General features: G+C 44.4%; 18 protein-coding genes and 2 pseudogenes. 8 read left to right on the top strand and 12 right to left on the bottom strand.

Annotation, left to right across the window (positions count from 1 at the left end):
• Positions 1-272: 272 nt before the first annotated feature.
• Positions 273-674 carry a hypothetical protein gene (locus tag RH949_RS28515; RefSeq protein WP_044208345.1) on the bottom strand — a complete coding sequence of 134 codons (402 nt, stop codon included), beginning with the start codon at positions 672-674 and terminating at the stop codon, positions 273-275.
• A 301-nt stretch (positions 675-975) separates the two neighbouring features.
• Here RH949_RS28515 and RH949_RS28510 point away from each other — a divergent pair, with 301 nt between their 5' ends.
• On the top strand, positions 976-2,463 hold the full coding sequence (locus RH949_RS28510; RefSeq protein ID WP_446357930.1) for an FAD-dependent oxidoreductase: 1,488 nt from the start codon (positions 976-978) through the stop codon (positions 2,461-2,463).
• Positions 2,464-2,592, top strand: a complete 129-nt coding sequence (locus RH949_RS28505) for a hypothetical protein (protein WP_446357928.1) — start codon at positions 2,464-2,466, stop codon at positions 2,590-2,592. It begins immediately after the preceding gene.
• A 436-nt stretch (positions 2,593-3,028) separates the two neighbouring features.
• Here the strand turns inward: RH949_RS28505 and RH949_RS28500 are convergent, their stop codons facing one another.
• Together RH949_RS28500 and RH949_RS28495 are read right to left on the bottom strand one after the other, a co-directional pair.
• Positions 3,029-3,220, bottom strand: a complete 192-nt coding sequence (locus RH949_RS28500) for a hypothetical protein (protein ID WP_446357926.1) — start codon at positions 3,218-3,220, stop codon at positions 3,029-3,031.
• 536 nt (positions 3,221-3,756) lie between these two features.
• Positions 3,757-4,983 carry a calcium-binding protein gene (locus RH949_RS28495; RefSeq protein ID WP_446357924.1) on the bottom strand — a complete coding sequence of 409 codons (1,227 nt, stop codon included), beginning with the start codon at positions 4,981-4,983 and terminating at the stop codon, positions 3,757-3,759.
• 392 nt (positions 4,984-5,375) lie between these two features.
• On the opposite strand from RH949_RS28495, the gene RH949_RS28490 reads away from it, so the two are divergent.
• Positions 5,376-5,864, top strand: coding sequence for a hypothetical protein (locus RH949_RS28490; protein WP_446357922.1), 489 nt, complete (start codon positions 5,376-5,378; stop codon positions 5,862-5,864).
• Positions 5,865-6,141: 277 nt separating this feature from the next.
• Complete coding sequence (locus tag RH949_RS28485) at positions 6,142-7,767, top strand: helix-hairpin-helix domain-containing protein (RefSeq protein WP_446357920.1); 1,626 nt, start codon at positions 6,142-6,144, stop codon at positions 7,765-7,767.
• 133 nt (positions 7,768-7,900) lie between these two features.
• Here RH949_RS28485 and RH949_RS28480 read toward each other — a convergent pair whose 3' ends face one another.
• The 9 genes and pseudogenes from RH949_RS28480 to RH949_RS28440 form a co-directional block, all read right to left on the bottom strand.
• The gene (locus RH949_RS28480) at positions 7,901-9,268 is read right to left on the bottom strand and encodes a hypothetical protein (protein ID WP_446357918.1); all 1,368 of its coding nucleotides are present in this window, start codon (positions 9,266-9,268) and stop codon (positions 7,901-7,903) included.
• Between the two features lie 41 nt (positions 9,269-9,309).
• A complete protein-coding gene (locus RH949_RS28475; protein ID WP_446357916.1) occupies positions 9,310-9,789 on the bottom strand; it encodes a thermonuclease family protein in 480 nt (159 codons plus the stop codon).
• 360 nt (positions 9,790-10,149) lie between these two features.
• Positions 10,150-10,353: a hypothetical protein gene (locus RH949_RS28470; RefSeq protein ID WP_446357914.1), complete on the bottom strand. Its 204-nt coding sequence runs from the start codon at positions 10,351-10,353 to the stop codon at positions 10,150-10,152.
• A gap of 275 nt (positions 10,354-10,628) precedes the next feature.
• Positions 10,629-10,880: a hypothetical protein gene (locus tag RH949_RS28465; protein ID WP_446357912.1), complete on the bottom strand. Its 252-nt coding sequence runs from the start codon at positions 10,878-10,880 to the stop codon at positions 10,629-10,631.
• A 296-nt stretch (positions 10,881-11,176) separates the two neighbouring features.
• Positions 11,177-11,387: pseudogene (locus tag RH949_RS28460) on the bottom strand (tyrosine-type recombinase/integrase); the annotation flags it as partial.
• Positions 11,388-11,453: 66 nt separating this feature from the next.
• The gene (locus tag RH949_RS28455; RefSeq protein WP_446357910.1) at positions 11,454-11,909 is read right to left on the bottom strand and encodes a hypothetical protein; all 456 of its coding nucleotides are present in this window, start codon (positions 11,907-11,909) and stop codon (positions 11,454-11,456) included.
• A gap of 73 nt (positions 11,910-11,982) precedes the next feature.
• A complete protein-coding gene (locus RH949_RS28450; RefSeq protein WP_446357908.1) occupies positions 11,983-13,284 on the bottom strand; it encodes a plasmid pRiA4b ORF-3 family protein in 1,302 nt (433 codons plus the stop codon).
• A gap of 16 nt (positions 13,285-13,300) precedes the next feature.
• Complete coding sequence (locus RH949_RS28445; protein ID WP_006102391.1) at positions 13,301-14,776, bottom strand: carotenoid oxygenase family protein; 1,476 nt, start codon at positions 14,774-14,776, stop codon at positions 13,301-13,303.
• 228 nt (positions 14,777-15,004) lie between these two features.
• Complete coding sequence (locus tag RH949_RS28440; RefSeq protein WP_446357906.1) at positions 15,005-16,528, bottom strand: cytochrome P450; 1,524 nt, start codon at positions 16,526-16,528, stop codon at positions 15,005-15,007.
• 309 nt (positions 16,529-16,837) lie between these two features.
• On the opposite strand from RH949_RS28440, the gene RH949_RS28435 reads away from it, so the two are divergent.
• The 4 genes and pseudogenes from RH949_RS28435 to RH949_RS28420 all read left to right on the top strand — a co-directional run.
• Positions 16,838-18,448 carry an alpha-amylase family glycosyl hydrolase gene (locus RH949_RS28435; protein WP_446357904.1) on the top strand — a complete coding sequence of 537 codons (1,611 nt, stop codon included), beginning with the start codon at positions 16,838-16,840 and terminating at the stop codon, positions 18,446-18,448.
• Between the two features lie 345 nt (positions 18,449-18,793).
• Entirely contained in the window at positions 18,794-19,576 is a 783-nt protein-coding gene (locus RH949_RS28430) for a ParA family protein (protein ID WP_006102481.1), read from the top strand.
• Positions 19,577-19,593: 17 nt separating this feature from the next.
• Positions 19,594-20,748 carry a ParB/RepB/Spo0J family partition protein gene (locus RH949_RS28425; RefSeq protein WP_446357901.1) on the top strand — a complete coding sequence of 385 codons (1,155 nt, stop codon included), beginning with the start codon at positions 19,594-19,596 and terminating at the stop codon, positions 20,746-20,748.
• A 160-nt stretch (positions 20,749-20,908) separates the two neighbouring features.
• A pseudogene (locus RH949_RS28420) lies at positions 20,909-21,145 on the top strand (transposase); the annotation flags it as partial.

Raw genomic sequence — 21,145 nt, 5'->3', positions numbered from 1 at the left:
TAATCTCTCTTTTAAATAGTTACAGCTAACTGGCTAATTATCTCAAGGTATCAATCCTCAGTAAAGTGAGTATTTATGCTTAGTCTTCTCGGAGACGTGTCTGTAGCTTATCGTACTACATTTTGAAGTGCGGAGTGTAGGCTTGAATGTCAACAACTGAGGGCGGTAGAAAATCAGCTTTCAATCGCTCCTTTTGAAACTTATGGAATAAAGGCAAAATATCAAACTCCCTGACTGTAAGGGTTTCAGGCTTCGCCCTTTCGATGCTGGGGCTAAGCCCAACCTCTAAATTTAGCGTCAAGGTAAGGGGCAAGCGCCGTGACGACCAGAATGATTGGCCAGATGTTGCCACCATGGAACGTGTACGCCTCAAGCATGACCTGCCAGGACTTACCTTGCAAAAGCCCGAATGAGAACTCGAAGAGTACCGTAAGGGCTACCCAGCCCAGACCAATCCCTACGAACACACCGGGTCGGCGGACATCTAGCCAAGGCAACGACAAGTGGGTGACGAGAAAGATGAGTGCCGAAAGGAGAATACCGCTCAAGAGAAGCCCAACTGCGGTGCCGAACTCCGGAATCAGGACAGCCTCCCGTAGGACACCGTTAATCATCGCCAACACCAAGATGACTAGCCAGATCGCCAAGGCTTTAAATGCAACACCTACGGGCATTGAGTTCTCCTGTCGCGCCTAACTATATATTGTACGGAAATTTTCCATATATCTATTCCTATGTTTCTATTCAACAGTTGAACTTGTTGAGAATGAAAACCCTAATTTAAGAGGGTTGGCTTCATCACCTTCAGCCTTATCCTGACCAATCCGATGGCACTAGAAAGGTGATGAGTCAGAAAGAGCGATCGCACGCACAAGTTATAATGATTCAAACTCTAGGATAGTCATGGTTTAGGGGAGGTAGTCATCGCCCTAAAAAACCTTATCCCCAAATAGGATACTCCCCAGTCCCCTAGCTATGCAAATGAGCGACGATTGTCAGCAAGATGTATTAATTGTTGGTGGAGGTCCCGCCGGACTTGCCACCGCCTTAATGCTTGCCAAACGCGGCTGGACAACTATTACAGTCCTAGAAAAACGGGCGGCGGCTGATTACTATGAACCCGATAAAGCCTTCAATTATCTCATTGATGGTCGGGGGCAAAAATTAACGGATTTTCTGGGACTCACCGAGGAACTGGCAAATATCAGCGTTCCCAGTACAGACTTTTACCTAACGCGGATTAAACCGAATGGTCACCGCAAAACTTCAAAATTGCCGATTGTAAATCCCAATCGAAAACCCGCTTACTGGCTACCCCGTCGGGCGTTCGTATTGTTACTCTACCAGGAAATTGAGCGCAATTGGCAAAAGTGTATTAACGTCTTGTTTAATACGGAATGTATTCAAATTAATCAGACTGATTCCCCTAACACAGACCAGAAAACGATAGACGTTGTTGTTCGCACAGACACCAATAATCTTATCCATTTTCAGCCTTACTTCCTAGTGGGGTGTGATGGACTTTACTCTACAGTTCGCCAAACTTTGCAACAGTGGGATAGTCCGGAATCAGACCGATTTGAAATGAAATGTTTCCCCTCGCCAAGTGCTGGATTGAGGTATAAAGTCTTAACGCTACCTCCCCAGTTCCCCTTGGACTCTGATGGGAAGGAACACGCCGCCTGCGATATGGCGTATGCGATTCGGGGTAGATTTCGCGATCGCCAACGTTCTGTCTCGTTAGGTCTATTGCCGATTAAAAATCCGGATGAACCTCGTAGTGCCAATATTATCACACGACCCAACCATAAAATATGGGACTTGAAAACCCGTGGAACATTATACAACTTTTTAGAGCAAGCCTTTCCTCAACTACCCATACGGCAAATTGTCTCTCCGGAAGAAGCCCAGCGATTTGCTTTAAGTGAAGGGGGTGCTTTTCCCACGCCTCAATATTGTGCGGGATTATATTTTGAGTTAAATAATCAAGACAGACAAAATCAGTCGGCTGCTTTTATCGTACTCTTAGGCGATGCCGTTCATTGCTTTCCACCTGACATTGGACAAGGGGTAAATTCAGCCTTAGAGGATGTGTATATTCTGAATGAAATACTGGCTAAATATGAGAATAATCTCTGCCAAGCCTTACCTGAATATGAATCACAACGAAGTCCGGATGTCAAGGCTGTGGTTCAGCTTGTCCGATTTGCCTTTCCCTGGCAGTATAATCAAGCACCCCTGCGTCGGTTTTTCTGGAGTTTAAACTTCTTTGGGCGACTGATACTCAGTCGGATTTTCTCTCCTCTGATTAGTCAACCCGCTTTTCTGATGATTCAGGATCATCAACGTTCCTACGAAGACATATTACTCAAAGCCAACCGAACCACAAAAATTTTGTCGGGATTGGGATTAATCTTAGTGGCTGGATGGTTAGTGATTGTATTTGGGGTAAGAGCGATTTGATTGAATAATCGGGTGGCGATGAAGAGTGCGATCGCACGCTTTTCATCCATTCCGTTTACTCCCTTCATTTTGGCGAATTTTGAGGGAGTAACCGTCTTACATCAATTTACACCTCCTAAAAAGCGATAATTTAAACCCCTTCCCTCAATTCCCATTCCATCGCCGTTGAGTTATCATTGACGCCGCCACCTCCACCAAAAATCCTTGTTGCCCTTTCTACGAAAAATCAGGAGTTTCAGCCGAAATATTCCCGCGATCGCCTACGCGGTGCTAACCCCTGGAGCTGCTGTGAGATTTGTTTTTATTGCTTGATGGTTATTGAATAAGGGCTTGGTGACCAAGCCCTTACGATCCCAGCGACGGCTCGACGGCTCGACTGAGCGCTCGCCGAAGTCTGAGCATCGCCGAATGCCTTGGAGCCGGGTTGGGGGAGAGCGATCGCATAGGCAACTTTACATACCAATGAACTGGTATTCTATTTTCCCACACCAACCATGTGGAGTAGATGCACCTGCTCAGGAATTTCACTTCGGAGTGAGATCCCTACCTCTCAATTAAAAAGGCATTATTCCTCCTTACACACCTGCACGAAGCGGGTTAGTGATCGGAAAAGTAACCAAACCAACGCTAAGGCGACGAGGGGGCTTCCATGTTCCGCTAACGTCTTAACTAGGGCGGTGTCTATTGGACAAAAGGAAGCTGGGATGGTGGAAATTTCCGTCATCGTTTCGGTGGTGGTTGTTGTGGTGTTCTCCATAATTTTGAACTCCAATACTAATGAAGTGATTGTCAAGCTGCCAACTTGATAATTTTCATTATAATAATTTCCGATATAAAACATGACCCGTTGACTGGTTTTTTGGGGTCATTTACCAATCAATTATGGATCAATTTTGGATAAAAATTATTAATAATTACTGACCTGATTTAGGTTGTAATCTCTATTGGGGATTTAACTTAGTTGCAACCAGCTCCAGTCATAAATTGAGAGAGTTCAGTTAATTGGCAGTCTTTGGGGCTTGCTATAGCCCGTTGCGCTGGTCTAGTTACACTTTGTTTGTACGAACATCTCCTCTAGACTCAGCTTCAGGTACGGGAGTTGTAAATACACGCCTAGCGACCTGCTATAACTTTCGACTAGTTTATTAGGGAAAGAGGGGTGTCAATCTTCGGAGCTTAATACTTCAGACTCTTTAAAGTTGGCAGCTTGACTAAGTACTGGAGTTAAACACCGAAATAATTTGTTTGTTTTTGAGACTGACTAACCCCTCTATATCTTTATGTTAACATATATTAATAATTTTGTACTACAGTAGAGCTTGGGAAAATAAACCTTATCGCGTTCATGATAGGCTGAGTCAGATCATTCTCATTCAACTCAATTAACCCTTGACGAATATAGGGCATGATAGGCTGGGTTAGAAGTACAATATTTCGATTTAAATGAATAGCTAAATTCCGTAATATTTGATTACCATCCATCGCAGCAATCAGGTTATCAGAGGCAACGTCAGAGGTTTCGTCTGGCAACGTTTTAAACATCTGATTGATACCTCCCAAACCACTGAGGTTACCATAGAGCATCTGGGAAAACTGTTGTTCTATTTCCTCAGGGTTTAATGCCTTAGGCGCTAAATTAGGAGAAATATCGGTTAAATCTGCGCTTTGCCAACTCCGCCAAAGTTTTAAGGCTTGCCTCCAAATTTTATCAACATCTATGGTGACTAAGGCTGAATGTATTTGGTCTGGGGGAATTCGGCTATAACTGAGTTGTAGTTGTACAGGAGAAGGATTAGATGTCTGTTCAAGATGTTGAATATTGTCACTAGGAAATAGCTGGGAAGGATTAGCAGCCGCCTCCTTGACAACCTGGGGACAGTACCGATAAAGCTGGCGCAACCAACTGCGACGGGGATGTATATAGCAGTTTTCGTTTGAGTGAGGTACAAGCGGTGCTTGCTGAGTAAAGGTTTCAGTTGCCAATCTGTATCTCATCCATTTGAAAAACGCTATACCACTTTCACCACAGATTAAACCTTGGGAAAAATATAAACTCCATCGTTGGTGTTCAGAGACTTCAATATCTAAACAACCTGTAAATTTATCACTGGCGCAGGAAAACAGTTGAGTCGTCAGATTTTCAGTCTTGACAATAGTCTTGACAATAGTCTTGACAATATTGATAACAGTCTTGACAATATCATCTATTCCCCTGACCCAATAGCAGTTGACCCAATAGAAGTATCCACCAATGGCACCATAGAAGACATTATTGCCCAAACCACCTTCTATATAGTCATTGCCATCCTCGCCATGAAGGATACCATTGTACAGTAACTCTAGGACAGCTCTATTCAGTAACTCTAGGACAGCTCTATTCTGCTCTTGTTTAGGTGTATAACATCGAGTCTGAAAACGCTGTAAGCAACCTGTAAATTTCTCATGCATACTGCAAGAAGGCAGAAATACGAGTGTGTTGAAACCGCTAACGAGTGTGTTGGTTAATTTAAGGATTTTCATGACGGCTCCTTCCCGAAAAATGGGCAGCTCCTCAACGGCATAAAGCCGTTTGTTTTTGGTGTCAGCCCGACTCCTATATCAATGTAGCTTAATATCTGAGTTTTGTCATAACAAAAACAACTATATTTGGGTCAGTTTATGGTTGAACATGGTTAAACTTTGAGTATGTGGGTCATTTTTGGGTCATTTATGGTCAGATAACTCTTAACTTCAGCGCATTTAAAAAGTCTAAGTTTTGCTTCGCCAAAAAATCATTGCTAAACTGTTTATTAAAGGTTGGCAGCCTTGACTAAATCCTGAAGATACTGGAAAACACCACAAAAATGACTAAATCGAAGAGTCCCTACAAGCTCTCGAAGGAGAGCATGTCTATCGTTGAGAAAGCTAGAATTATGAAGGGTTGGAATCGAACTGATCAAGAATGGGCGCGAACGGCTAGAGTCTCGCGGTCAACGCTGAAGCGTTTTCTGAACGGACAGTCACTAACTGTTGATTGCTTCAGATCTCTCTGTGAGGCTCTCGGATTAGATGAGTGGCAAAATCTAGTTGCTTGGGAAGATAACGACAGTACTAGGGTTGCTCAGAAGCAGTATGAAAATCCTCCGGCACAACCGGAGCCAGTAGAACCTAAACGTACTCTCCTGGTGACTGGCTTTTTCAATGAGAGCCAAAAGGCGCGGATAGAAATTCTGCTAGAAGGTCTAAAAAAGACTCTATTGGAGGCTGATATCATCATCGATCCTACACATCAACCCAAACGTACTCTCCTGGTGACTGGCTTTTTCAATGAGAGCCAAAAGGCGCGGATAGAAATTCTGCTAGAAGGTCTAAAAAAGACTCTATTGGAGGCTGATATTATCATCATCGATCCTACACATTAACCCACACGAGCTAATCTATCTGATTGTGTTAATTCAGACTGCAACTGTTCCGATTGCAGTTCTTAGGCAGAAGATCTGACAGTTCTGGATGCTTTTCCCGATAACCTGCACGGGTTCGACAGAGATAACGATGGCATAACTTGCTTCATCACTATAAACAAATTATGTCTGTTTATCGCTTAGATTCCGGTTTAAGTAGATATACTTACCCCCATTTGCCTTGCTATCATCTCGTTAAGATGAGGATAAACTCTATCCACGGCTACGATAACCATCCTTGTCCATCTCACCCTATCCATCGATAAAAGCAACTCCCCACTACGAAACCCTAACAGGCGTAGTGGAACGATTGACCTATCATTCTGCTGAATCCGGCTATACTGTCGCCCGTCTACAACGCCCCAAAGCCAAAGAACTAACCACCATTGTTGGCAGTTTCGCCAACATCCAACCCGGACAAACCTTGCACCTCACCGGATTTTGGCGGGATCATCCTCAGTATGGTACTCAGTTTCAAGTAACTCAGTACAAAGAAACCAAACCCGCCACCCTGACGGGAATTGAAAAATATCTGGGGAGTGGACTCATCAAAGGCGTTGGACCCGTTACCGCATCTCGAATTGTCGCCCATTTTGGACTCGATACCCTGGAGGTTATCGAAAACCAGATTGAACGACTCGTCGAGGTAAAAGGGATCGCCAAAAAGCGCATCCGCATGATTCAACAGGCGTGGGAAACCCAGAAAGCCATCAAAGAGGTGATGGTATTCTTACAAGGACATGGAGTGTCCACCACCTACGCGGTGAAGATTTATAAGCAATATGGGGAACGTGCGATCGCCACCGTCACCGAAAACCCTTATCAACTCGCCACCGACATCTACGGGATAGGCTTCCTCAGCGCCGATAAAATCGCCCGAAACTTAGGCGTTCCCGCTGATTCCGAATTTCGCTACAGCGCCGGATTGGTTCATAGTTTAACAGAAGCCGCCGAAGATGGACATTGCTATTTACCCCAACCGGAACTGATTAAACGCACCTATTCCCTACTGACAACCGACTCTCATACCCCAGACGAAGATGCGATCGCCCGAATCATTACTCACACAAGTGAACAACAAGACCTGGTTATCGAGACTCACCCCGATACACCCCCCCTGTGTTATAAACCCACATTTTACTACACCGAACAGAATCTAGGACAACGACTGGCACAGCATCTACGCCATCAAAGGATAGAGCCAATCTCTGATACTCCCCATTCTGATTGTCTTTGGCATGGGGGTGGATTTGAACCGGACCATGGGGTGCAGGTGGTTTGTGAGTTGATTTCTGATTTAATCCCCAATCTGGGGTTTAATCCCGCCTCGGATGTGCAGGTACTTTGTCCAATGACACGGGGGGTGGTGGGAACTCGGAATTTTAATCAGGTACTGCAACAGTTAATTAATCCCCCCAGTCCCGATAAAGTAGAAATCAGTCGCGGTGGGATAACCTTAAGAGTAGGCGATCGCGTGATTCAACAGACCAATGATTACCAACGGGATGTATTTAATGGGGATTTGGGTGTCATCACGGCGATTGATACCACGGAACAGGAAGTGAAGGTACAGTATCAAGGGCGAATCGTTACTTATGACTACGCCGACCTGAATGAGATTACCTTAGCCTGGGCGGTCACGATTCACAAAAGCCAGGGTTCAGAATATCCAGTGGTGATTCTTCCCTTATATACTCAACATTACCTAATGCTATCGCGCAACCTCCTCTACACCGGACTCACTCGCGCCCAGAAACTCGCCATTGTCATCGGGTCAAAGAAAGCGATCGCTATTTCTGTGAATCAAACCCTACAACAGCAGCGTTATACTCAATTGCGACAGAGGATAGTGAATAGTCAGTAGACTCACCTCTGGAATAGGAGATTTTTTACTTTAAGGATAGTTAAGCTAAGGTGCATTTAAATTGGGTATTCTCTGTTGCCTGTTCCCTTGTCTCTGTTTTCTTTAAGAGAATTTACAGCGGTTTTCAAGTTAGCTAACTAGGGTCTGCTGAACGAATGAATGACAGGTAGTTTCTTTCGACGAATTTTATCAAACTTTCTGGAGTACGCGCATAAGGACTCAGCAAAACCATTGCATTGCCCACCCCAAGCCCTATTTTTTTCTTTGGCTGAGTTCTGAACCTTGGCAACAAATAAAGATATAAATGACTAAATAGTGAAACTACTTGCTTTTCTCCAGAAGATAGATCACTAAGTTGAACGGATTCCTCTGCATAATCTTCCAACTTTGGGCGTATATAAAACTTGAAGGAAGCGCTGTCGTATACAAACTCCTTATCCAGGATATACTCTGAGCAAACCTTGCAGAATTTTGAAATATTTTCCTCTTTATCTTGTAACGACTTCTGGAAATCAAGGATTTTGAGAAAATAGTGACAAATAATCTGGTCTCGCTCAGTAGGCGTTCCTTTTTTTTGAGCCTGTTGGATCGCGTTGAGCCATTCAGTACGTTGGTCATTACCTACAATAGACTCATCAACACGCGCGAGTACAGATTCAATATCATCCTCGGATAAATTTGCTAACTTTTGAATATCTTCTGCTTGATAAGCTGATGAAACTATGTCACCGAAATGGCGGAGAGTTAGTACATTAAGACTTGAGCTTTGAAATTTTTCTAGTTCCTCAAGTTTAGCATCTATATAATTCTGAACATCTTGCATACCAAACTCTACAAGTTCAATATGAGCTTGATCACGATCCAGTTTCCAGGGTCGCATCTTTTGGCGACGTAGTTCTAGATCGTCAGGATCAACCCAGTCAAGTACGCTTGCCAACTCTTGTTCAATCCTACGGTATGTCGGCAAATAAAGAACTTGAGCATCAATTTTCTGAATACCCCTCAATGCTTCCTTGATTGGCTGTGAAAGATTACTGTATTCGTCATCAAATAAACTGAGCTGCCTGTATTCGTCATCAAATAAACTGAGCTGTTCCATAAGATAGCCCCTCGGAATACGATATATTTTAGCAATTCTTTCAAGGGTTTCGGGTCTTCTTAGGGCTTCACCTGATTCAAAAATCTCTACAATTTTTAAACGTAGGGAGCGAGGTAATCTTTGTAACGCTCTATCATTAATCCTTTTCATCAAATGGTTGATATCGGAGGAATGAATTTTTATTTCTTCATTATCTAGAGTTAGGATAGCGGATTCAAAGCGAAAGAGACTTAGTGAGTGCCAACGTCCCGCTAGGAGATTGAATAATATACGAAGAAATGTAGTTTTACCGGAACCATTTTCACCAACGAGGATTAGAGTATTGTCGCTGATACGAGCATCAATACGCTTGTTCGTTCCGTATAGTCCAATTATTTGTATTCTCTGAAGGTTTGCGCTCATCTTAAGATAACCTCTTGCAAATCAGCCCATATACTCAGACATTACTGGGAGCGGAACTGCAGCTGCGACTTCCGCCATTCCCACGGGGGAATCGCCCCAGGAGTTGCCCACACCCCAACCCGACTATCCTTCGCTATCTGTTCAGCCACATCATACCCATCCCGATTGGGACAATTCCCAGAAAACCGTTTATAGTGCCAAGCATAACCCGCCATCATCATCTGACTATTCAGATGAATCTCCTCTTCTTCTGCATACCCAGTCCCTGGGCGAGGACTGACAAACACCTCAGCCACCGTTCTACCATAGCGATCCTTCTCCACCGGGACAACAATAACATCACCATCCCCTTCCCCAATTAGCGATCGCAAATAGTCCCGCGCCTCAATTCCCAACGGCTGATCCTTCTCCGGTGCATCAATCCCACATAACCGCAGCTTCATCTCCTCCCACCCCCGTTTCACCCGCAGCGTATCCCCGTCATACACACTCCCATCCACTACTTGCCATACTTCAGACATAGCCACCTTACCCGTCTTTCGGGCTAAAGCAGTTCTAGGGGAATTATGTTCATAATCCGGACGACGACTCAACTCACCCCGCCACATTGCATAAGCAATTAGTGCGATCGCTGTCTGGTTAGATTAGTGTGAGCATGGCAAAATAGTAAGGAAGCTTTTGATTATCAAATAGACTCCATCTTTTTACAAGACAACAATGAATCGCCTCAATTTATGATCAAGCCCAGAGACCTCAAAAAGATTACCCAAAAACTTTTGGATTTAACCAAACAGGTTCATCTCCAAGAGTCACAAAATAAATCGTCGCACCGGATAAATTTTTTTGCTGGCAAGCACCCATTTTCACCTAGCGATCGCACTCTAACACAAGCTTTGCGGGAACATTCTAGCAATAGCTTTCCATTCCTCCACTAGCGCCGTCTCTCCTGGTCTTATCTTGCGCCCGTTCAACTCAGGGTGACGGGCATAGAATACCACGTCTGTTAGTGCTGTAACTGTTTCCCCATAATCCTCCACTTCATAGCCATAGGTTCCGGGTTCTGCGTAGCAGTAAGGTAATTCCATCCAAACAAGCCTGTCTCTCAAAACCTCTCGAATAGCCAACCACTCTTTTTTGTACTGAGTTTGATGAGGCTGGATACTCCTGTTCAACATTTCTGGGTGAACATTCCAAAAATATGAGTCAGTGGACTGGTCTAGTACAGACGTAGGAACGGACGCAAGTGCTTGACTACCGAAAACAACTGAGGCGGCAATAATGGATAAGCCGAGAGATTTGATTTTGAGCATTTTACTGGGTCAGTCAAGAAAAAATAAAGGTGCTTTGAACTTTGGACAAGTCAATTTGTACCTGTCCGGTAATATAAAAGTGGGTTGGGGCTTAGACACGCTTTATCGATGGAAACCTCATTCCCATTTTGTAACCTAACCAGGATATATCTGCTGATGCCGTTCCAGCGCGGGGAGATTTCAACCTCTTCTCCCAAAAGAACATAAGGAGGTTTGCCCCATTCGTTCAGGTACAGTCTTTTCTTTTCTACATCAACACCATCACAAAAGATGTCTACTTCTAAGTAATCGATGCTAGGCATTACCATTAATTCAGGGTTCTACTCATCGGCTTGAGCTGCTCTACAGATTGTGGTCAGCAAGAGAACGCCTAGGGTAATTGAAGCAAAAACTGGTTTCTTCATGGTCTTCATAAAAACAATTGACCTTTTGATCTTTTACAGAGAGAAGGGATTGCAGTAAGAAGTCTTAGTTCTTGGTATCATTCATTGACCGCTTTATACTCCTTTATCCAGTCTGCCCATTCTCTGAGGAAAAAATTTAGCGATCACAAACTCTTTACATACACTGGACTCTTAGCCGATAAATTACGAATAATCTAAAACTCCAAACGCTGCACCGCCCGTCGCTTTGCTTCCTCCCCCCGGCGGTCATACTTCGCCGTCGTCACCGGAGACGCATGACCCGCCAAATAAGAACACCGTGACAATATCCACCCCCGCATCCAACAAATCCGAGCAGAACGTGCGCCTAAAATCATGGGGACTAAACGACTCCACCCCCGCCTCTGTTGCTCGTTTCTGCACAATCAACATAGGCTCTGCTACAGGGAGTCTTGTGGTGGGGAAGAGGCAGAAAGCAGAAAAATATTGGAATTAGGTTGTGGCTGGGGCGCGATGCTCAAGAAAATTCATAAACAAACTAGCCACGCCGATACCCTCACCTTTTCCATTAAGCAGTGTAAACTGAGCTTCCTTTACGGGAAAGTTACTCTCACTCACATAAATTAAAAATGTTGGATTTGCCTCTACCGTCAACTCAACTGGAATTTCATTAGGTGTTGGTAACTGTGGTAATAAGGGTATTAAATTAACTTGAGCTTTACCAATACACCTTGCCATTCCTCTTGAAATGCGTCGAGTTTCCTGGCTTCTCCACCGTTTGAATTGTAGACCCTTATAACCTGCGACTAAGGTTTCTGAAAGCGCCCGATTTTCCTGATTAGATGAACTCGGCTTAAAACCAGCGATCGCCTTAGTGCTGGCACTCATCACCAATCCCAGGAACAACGTTATCGAAAATGTTTTCAGACTAATCAATGGCTTTTTCATGGTACTATTTTGGTACTTTTTCCTTGAAACCTTTTGCCATCTGCCTGTACTGAGTGTTTTTAATTGGATCTTCCTACTCATCATCTCCATCCCAATCCTCGTCTTCCTCCCAATCTTCCTCTTCATCCCAATACTGTGAAGGCGCTTCACCATATCGTTTCAGAATCTGGGGCATTTTGATTTTGGCATTAGGCGGCTGAATTTCTTCGAGTTGCATATCAAATTCCCAATGATCCCCAAAATCAAAGAGAAATATCATCCTGTCCCCTGGCTGTAGTGGTAATTCACCCACACAAACCTCTGCTGTTGAAGGCAATTCGTCGCAGTAGGGATGACTTATCTGTCCCCTACGACCAAAACGGTCTTTGTAGATAAATTGATACAAATGGTCATTATCAAAATCAAAAGCATCCAGGATGCTATCACTTAATCCGTCTAATTCAAAATTAGCGGGAATGGCGATGCGCCGCCAAGCTTTTTCCAGGGATACTTTAAAGACATAAATTCCATCGGTGAACTCGTTATTTGTCAGGACTAAATTATTTTTCCATTCCGGAAAAAAGGATTGAAAATGGGGTTGTAATTCTCCGAAGGTGACATTGACCTTACCCTGAGACTCCCAAGTAAAATCTTTTTTTCCACAAATGGTAAACAAAAACCGCACCATAGCATCGCCAAAAGGCAAGGGTTGTAAACGAGTAATCCGCCATCCTTGTCCCGCTTCAGGTTGTCCCGATTGCACGGAAAGGAAGCCAAATAAATCCAAAAGGGCGATGTTGTAAAGTTCTGGCGAATAGGAGAATTCCCTTTGGTCGCTATATTTGGCAATGCTGAAGCCGTTTTCAGGAAGTCTTGACCAAAATTGGACACATTTGAACAGGTTCCCCATTAAATCATAGCGTTCTCCTAAAATTTCTTCAGTCCCAAAAATCATCCAAGCTTCCAGGAGAGTGAAATAGCGTTCGGTGGGGTTAAGGTTTGTCCAGGATTGAAGTACAGTTTCGTCTAAAACCAGGATTTGTTTTTTTCCCTTGTGTTTAACTTGAGATAACCCAGAGGCGCGTAATAACAAATAGAGTCCGTTAATATAAGGGTAAGACTTTTGTTGAGGGCGTTTGAGATTAGTTTGGATGGGATGACTCAGACGGGAGTTAATTTCAGGTAGCAATTTAAGGGGAAAGAGGTTATTTTTGCCACTGACTTGAGTTCCATTGGGGTGCAGGAAGTCTAGCAGAGTTTGAAAATCACGCAGAATAGTACCCGGACTATTTTCATCAATAGAACATTGCTGAAGTCGCTGTTGGTGTTCGGAACTTAAGGGAGGAATGGATGGGGTGAGTACCTGGGCGTATAACTGTGAGAGTAGGTCTTCCATAGTCTTGTTATGAAACTTAGAGAAAAAGTTGATTAGTCCAATGTCCGTGGAAACCATGGGGAATAGGGTGACTCAGCTTTAACTTTGCCACGGGGTCTTTTGTCAGATCACGGGCATCCAGAACAACTAATTCTGAGCAATGTTCAGCCGCATTATAGACTAATGTTAAAACCCAACCATCATCCTCTGTGGAGGCATTGGGTGAGGGAATAAACATCGGTTCTGTAACAAAACCATAAGGGGCAACAGAAAAATCTTGTTTGTCTCCGGTATACATATCAATTTTACGGATGCCCTGTTGTAAGATGCTGCCTGTAGATTCATCAGCACAATTGAGATACACATAACGATATTCATACCCCTGTTTTTCGGGATGAATGATGGGCATTTCCAAGGGGGTTGTTTCTAAGGTTTTATAACTAACCTGTTCTTGCACCAGGTCAATTTCAAAGCGCAATAATTGCCCTTTTGGGAGATAGGAAAGGTCTAGATCATCTTCTCGAAAATTTATACTTGAGTCGGTTTCAAAGAAGGAATCATAACAAATAGAGTCCAAATAAAGTTTTCCCTCGTTTTCCCAAGCATTTACATGATGAAAAACAAAGAAAGGATCGGTTTCAATGATTTTCATTTCATGGGGAGATTGACGAGAAATCACCAGCAGCTTGGTTTGGGATTGACTGTCAAATTTTAAGCATTCAGCAATACTTTTCTGTCCGAACAGGAATGGCAAGGGCTTAATTTTAAAGGGAACATGGAAGAAAATATAATAATGAGGAGTAATCAACATATCATGCAGCAGAGGGAAGCCGGAAAGCTGATGTTGATGGGTGGCTAAGAGTTTCTCCGATTGGTCGATTTCCCAGATATGTAGCTGACTTGATAAGTTGGTGACAACGCCAAAATTAATGAGAATTTTTTGTTGGGTTTCTGGGTTATAGAAAATTTTTGGATGAGCGGAAAACGGTTGATTGGGTTTCAAAATACCGTTTAAGGTATCGAGTCCTTTCGTGTCTAGAGTCGCTGGATCGAGATGATAGGGATTGCCGCCTTCCCACAGTGCCAAAATTTTATTGTGCCAATAGATAACACTAGTATTAGCTACATTTTTAAACCTTAAATCAAAGATATTTTTAAGCCAACCCCCAGGTTTCTGTGTACCAAAACCTCTGTAGAGAATCTTGCCTGCGGTTTGTTCTTTGACATAGCCTTCTGTGCGGACAAATTTGTTTTTGAAGTGTACGTTTCCATCTTTGAAGGAAAAGGCACAAATCATACCATCTCCGTCAAAGGGATGAGCAATGGGCTGCCCGTTAATCTCGAATAGTCCTGGACCATTGCGAAAAAAGGTTCCTTTAAGTTCAGGGGGAACTTGTCCTTCAATATCACTAATCCAGTAGCTATATTCATTGGGCTGAGACTCATAACCTTTCTGCCATGCTTTAATGATTTCCGACTGTAGAGGCGAGTTGGGGGTTACTTGAGTACTCATACACAAAGACGGGTAAGTAGCGTTATCGGGATTATAGTGCCATTGGCATGGTCAACTCAACCCATCCGAATACTGCTTGCTGACAAATATGAGACATGGGTAGACGATCATCTGAATTGGGATGAGGGGATAACTCCAGGGAAGCATCGCACTTTCCCAGATTGACCCATCTAATCCCATCAAACCAAGCGTTCCCAGGGGTCGTCGAACAGAGCAACCCGTTATCAATTAAGGTCTCGACACGACACGAATCGGCATGCGATCACGCGGGAATACCGTCAAATACTGATTAACATCTAACAGAGAATCTTGTCCATTAACAAGTTCCCAGTTGAAATGATGCAGGAGTAAAGACAACATCACCGTTGCTTCCAAAAGAGCCAGGGGTGCGCCTAAACAAAAATGAGACCCCCGCGAAAATCCAAATAAGAGGGGCAGAGGTTGTTGATCACTCTCCGATTGCAACCATCGCTCTGGGTAAAATTCTTCCGGGTTAGGATACATATCAGGATCTCGTCCCGCTGCCCAGAAAAAGGGTTCAACACCCACATTTGCCGGAATCTTGATCCCATCTAATTCAGTCTCTTGGGTAGAGATTAGGGGGATTCCCGCCGCCACTGGATGAAGTCGTAATGTTTCTTTGACGATAGCCTCTATGTAAGTTAAATGTTGCAGAGTAGAAAGATTAAGTGAGCCTTCCTTCTCCCAGGCTTCATCAACAACCTGTTGTGCAGTCTGAAAAACTCTCGGATTAAGCCCCAACTCACCAACGGCAAAGGACATGGTGTGAGCGGTCGTATCATGACCGGCAAAGATCAAAGCTTGAGTCTCGGCAATCAGCGAATCCTGATCATGCTGGGGGTTTTTGGCAAATTTAACTAACATTGAATCGCGAAATGACGGACTGACCGATGGGGATTCTGCCTCATCAGTCCTCGCCACTTGCAACGCCATCGCTACACGCGGCTTTAAATTCTGTCGTAAATAATCTTGAGCCTGTTGGTATTCCCGTCCTTCTGATGTGGGGAGAAACTTAAACCATCGACTGCGACCAGTAGCTTGTAAAAGTACATGTTTTTCCAGGACGGCAAGGGCGGCATACAAGCGCTGGGGTTCAAAGGGAGGTTCGCCAGTAAAGTTTTTTGTTCTCTCAAAGGTAACTCCTAGTAAAAAAGAGGCAATGATATTCATCGTCAAATCCACAAATAAAGAATCGACTTGAACCGCTTTGCCTGTTTGAGCCGCGCTTTGGAGTTGGTTGATAACTTGTTGACATCCCTCACGGATCAGGTCAAACTTTTGAGTGAATTGACTGGAGCGAAAAGCGGGTGTGGCGGCTTGGCGACGCCACTTCCAAGCTTCACCAACCTGGTTGCCGATATGGACGCCAAACACATCTTTGTAAGCGTTATAAAAGGAGGGACTGCGGGTAAATCTTCCCTGACTTTGCCCGTCTGTCAAAATGCTTTCGATGAGTTGAGGCTTTGCCACGAGTACAATAGGTCGGTTGAAGACCCGTACCACAATCATCGAGCCATATTGCTGCATCCATCGAAAAAGTGCTAGAGAAAAGGTTCCTTGTTTTGCCGCCGCCAGAAGTTCCAGAGCGTTACCCGTGAACCATTTTCCCGGAGGTGATGGCAGGCTAGATATTGAACGGGAGCCGAGTTGATGGTGTTGCCTGCGCCACAGGATAAGACCCATCCCAACGCCTGACAGAAAGGTAAAACTTGTCCATGGATGCTCAAACATGCTCAAACTTCTCTATACATTACACGTTGTCAACCGTAGAACCTAGTCCTGGGCTTATCCCCCATCCTTTTAACTAAAAGTATTGCATTTTTTGCTGATAAAATCTACCATTTTTTCTTGGATATAGTCCTCGGCTTTCACCAGTTGGCTCTTAATAGGGGGATTGAGGTTGTCAACTTAGCACCTCTCTCTGTGTGAATAACTTTACGCAGCTCCTTAGCACGGAAACCCGCGATCGCTAGGGGCATTTGGAGGTACTTCAGGGGAAAGGTGAGAATATTTGCAGTCTTTAAATCAACATCTTTCATTATGTCGAACTTTCCCAACCCCTTAGTACCAAACCCCTGGTGGAAAGGTGCCGTTTTATATCAAATTTATCCCCGTTCTTTTCTAGATACTAATAATGATGGAGTGGGAGACTTACCCGGAATTACTCAAAAACTCGACTATATCGCCTCGATTGGTGTTGACGGAGTTTGGATTTCTCCCTTCTTCCGTTCTCCTATGAAAGACTTTGGCTATGATGTTGCTGATTATTGTGACGTTGATCCTCTATTTGGAACACTAGATGATTTTAAAGATTTACTCACCAAAGCTCACGACTTAGGACTGAAAATTATTGTCGATTTGGTCTGGTCACATACATCTTTGGAGCATCCTTGGTTTCAAGAAAGTCGCCAAAGCCAAGATAATCCCAAAGCCGATTGGTATGTTTGGGCAAATCCTTCTGATGATGGTTCTCCCCCCAATAACTGGCTATCTCGCTTTGGAGGTGTTGCCTGGGAGTGGGAGGTAAGGCGCGAACAATACTATCTGCATAACTTTTTGGCGGAGCAACCCGATTTGAACCTGCATAACCCAGAGGTTCAGGACGCACTTTTAGACGTGGGACGTTTTTGGTTAGATTTGGGCGTAGATGGCTGTCGTTTTGATGTGGCGACTTATTTCATGCACGATCCTCTGTTGCGGAATAATCCTATTCACCCCCAGCCCCCGAAACGCAACAATCCTTATTTTTGGCAGTCCCATGTCTACGATATTCTGCGCCCAGAAAATCTCCAGTTTTTGCAGCGCATTCGTCAAGAATTATTTGATTGTTATCAGGGAACGATGGGAATAGCAGAAATTCTCTGCGAACCCGAACTTGAAACAATGGCAATTTATACTCACGGCAATCAAAGAATGCACACTGCCTACAGTTTTATCTTTTTTGGTTCTGAGCTTTCCCCTCAATTGATTCGTAATGCTGTAGAAACTGCATTTGGGGAAACGCGAGACTCTTGGCCAAGTTGGGCATTTTCTAATCATGACTCGGTGCGGGCGGTATCCCGGTTAGCGGGGGAAAATGGGGATACAAATGCTGCAAAATTGCTGTTAGTTCTCATTTCAGCCTTGCCGGGAAATGCCTTTATTTATCAGGGGGAAGAGTTAGGTTTACCCCAGGCTCATGTTCCCTTTGAGCGTTTGGTTGATCCGGAAGCTAAGGCGATGTATCCCTATCATCAGGGGCGAGATGGGGCGCGAACCCCCATACCCTGGCACTCACAAGCCCCCCACGCTGGCTTTTCGACGGTTGAGCCTTGGTTGCCTGTGGATGAGCGACATTTGCCATTAGCCGTCGATTGTGCAGAAGTGGATAATGGTTCTCCTCTGGCGTTAGTTCGGGCATGGTTGGCATTTCGGAAAAAACATTCTGCTCTCATTCACGGAGATTTCCGCTTTGTCAAAGCAACGGAGGGTTTGCTGTGGTTTGAGCGATTTAATCAGGTGGAAGGGTTGGTTTGCCTGTTTAATTTGAGTCCGAGGACTCAACAAGTCAATCTGAACACCCAGGAGATGCTGTTTGCTTCTAATGCTCACTTGCAGGGGGAAAGTTTGGAGTTGGGGTCTTATGGATGTGCAATTTTGACCCTCAGCTAACTAATGCAGCTCGATCTACAATTTTCCCCGCAACAGTTCATAACCCTCTCTTTTCGCCCGGTTAGCGGGGGAACTTTGTGCGCCATGGCGCACAAAATTGCGATTGACCAAAATCGCACCTTCGCATGAACATTACAACCCCGATGAATTCCTCCGCTCAAGAGGACAACTGGATTAACCCCCCCAGGCAAAAACCCGAAATTGGCTCACCAAGAGACTTGCCGCGATTTTTTTAGTCGCCTTACTTATGTACAATCGCGCTCCTGATTAAATTTTCGTCGCGGCTACTTCCCCCAGATCATATATCGATATATGATGCTCCAATAGCACTCAACTTGCCTAGATATGCAAATTCGACTGGCGGTAATCAGCAATGCTGGTGGCAGTGGAAAAACCACACTTTCAGTTCATCTGGCTTATGAACTGGCAAAGCGCGGATTCAAAGTAGCGCTCATGGATCTCGATCCCCAAGGCTCACTGACCCTCTTTTGTGGGTTAACACCACCTGAACCCGAACAAACACTAGCGGCTGTACTGAACGATAATTTTGATGGCTCTTGGCCTCTAATTCCGTGCTGGACGAATCACATCGACAACGTTGCCATCTGCCAAGGAGGAATGGTACTGACCCAAACCGCAGATGAACTGGTCTTACATAAACGCGGAGCTTACCTATTGAATGACAGCTTAACCGACCATCCCCTCGAACACGATCTAATTATTTTTGACTGTCCAGCAACTTTAGGTCCTCTACCCTTGATGGCATTAGCTGCCTGCACTCATATCGTAGTTCCCGTACAACTCGAACCCAAATCCGTTCAAGGAGCCGCTCGTTTACTGGAGTGGTATTACTATCACATAAGACACCTGCGCCTCAAACCCCAACCAGAGATTTTAGGATTTGTCCCCTGCCAATATGACCGCAAAAGAGCCGTTCACCGACAGCTTAATCAGTCATTGCCACTTCAGTTAGAACAGATGGGTATCCGCACCTTTCCAGCTATTCGCAATAGTACGGAATTTGCCAATGCTAGCGGACAAGGATTACCTTTACATCTTCACCGCCCTTCCCATTCAGCGTTGGCTGATTTTAAAGAAATCGCTTCCTCTTTGGCATCAATAATTTGAACGTTGAATGAATTATCATGAGTAACCGCAAAGCACCTGACCTAACCAGTTATTTCTCAGCCGCCAAGCAGTCTCAACAGCTATCAGAAGCCGAGGAAGAAATTCAGCGTCTCAAGATAGAAATTGAAGAACTTCGGGCGGCGGGTTCAAACGAATTGGAAACTCAACTCGCTGCATTGCGAGAACAATTAGAATCAACCGCAGGTATTTTGTCCATTCCCATTGAACAAATTCAGCCGAACCCAGAGCAACCCCGACAAACCTTTTTAAGTGAGAGTGTCGAATCCATGTCCCGCTCTTTAGAGAAGGATGGACAACTTGAACCAATTATTTTAATGCGGCGAGGTGATTTAGTCATCTTTGATGGAGAACGGCGCTGGCGCAGCGCTAGAGCTTTGGGTTGGCAAAATCTCCATGCCGTGATTATTTCCGAACCCGTTGCCTTGCACCGGAAAGCACTACTAACCTCGTTACATCGAGAAGACCTCAATCCCTTGGATAAAGCTGAGGCAATTGTACGAGAGTTAGCGAACAATACAGATATAGACGCAGCAGACATTCCCCGGATTCTCAATACAGCCGTGCGACGATTAAATACCCAAAAACGCATGAGTCAAGTTGTTGAACTGATGACAGCTACAGAGGATGTCCAACAGCAGGGTCTAGCGGACTTGGGTTTAGAGGAGCGAGAACAGGCAGTGTTAGGACTCCTGCTGGATTTACAGCTCAATCCCGCCTCAGTTGATGCCAATATTTTCCCGATGTTAGGTTTAGCACCTGACCTGAAAGCGGCAATTCGGGAATCGGGACTTAAAGGAGTGCATGGGATGGCGCTGGCTAAACTTAATGGGAAAAACTTAGGCAAAACGGAGGACGAAGCGCTTGCCATTCGAGTTCAGGTAACCCAGAAAGTTATGGCGGAAAAATTGTCTGCCACGAAAACCCGAAAATTAGTTAACGAAACTATCGCATCTCAGGCGAAAGAGGATGTCAAGTTGTCGCGAAATATCAAGCAAGTTGCTAAAGTGACCGGGAATTTGCAAAAGCTTTCCAGCGAAACCCTTGCTGCTGCTGAGATAGACCAACTCACTCAATTGCAGGAAATCCTGAAACAAAAATTGGCAGAAATAGAAGAGATAGTAAAGGATACAGGTGAAGACCGACTGGTTTGATAAGGAGGGCTAACTATCGCTCTTATGTCACTCTAGGCAGAGGAAAAGTGGAAATCTGTGCTAGGCTTAGCTAAAGGAACAGCGCCAGGGAAGCAATTCATCCAATTTATTAAACGATTTAAGGCAACATCTAAGTAAGGAATAGGAAAGATATTGTACAGCCAAGGTAATTGAGACATGGTTAGAAAAATGTTTATTACCAGAGGTGGAAGCTGGGCAGGTAATTATTATGGATAATGCCCCTTTCCATAACTCCCGTAAAATTAGAGAATTAATTGAAAAAGCCGGGTGTGAATTGCTGTTTTTACCTACCTACTCTCCTGACTTGAACCCAATTGAACATTGGTGGCACAAAGTCAAAACAGCAATTAGAAAGGAGTTGCCAAAACATGACTTT

The sequence above is a fragment of the Coleofasciculus sp. A1-SPW-01 genome, from assembly GCF_040217205.1.
GTDB classification, from domain to species: Bacteria; Cyanobacteriota; Cyanobacteriia; order Cyanobacteriales; family Coleofasciculaceae; genus Coleofasciculus; species Coleofasciculus chthonoplastes_A.
Note: the sequence above shows the minus strand (reverse complement) of the source record. Positions and strands in the feature narration are given on the sequence as shown.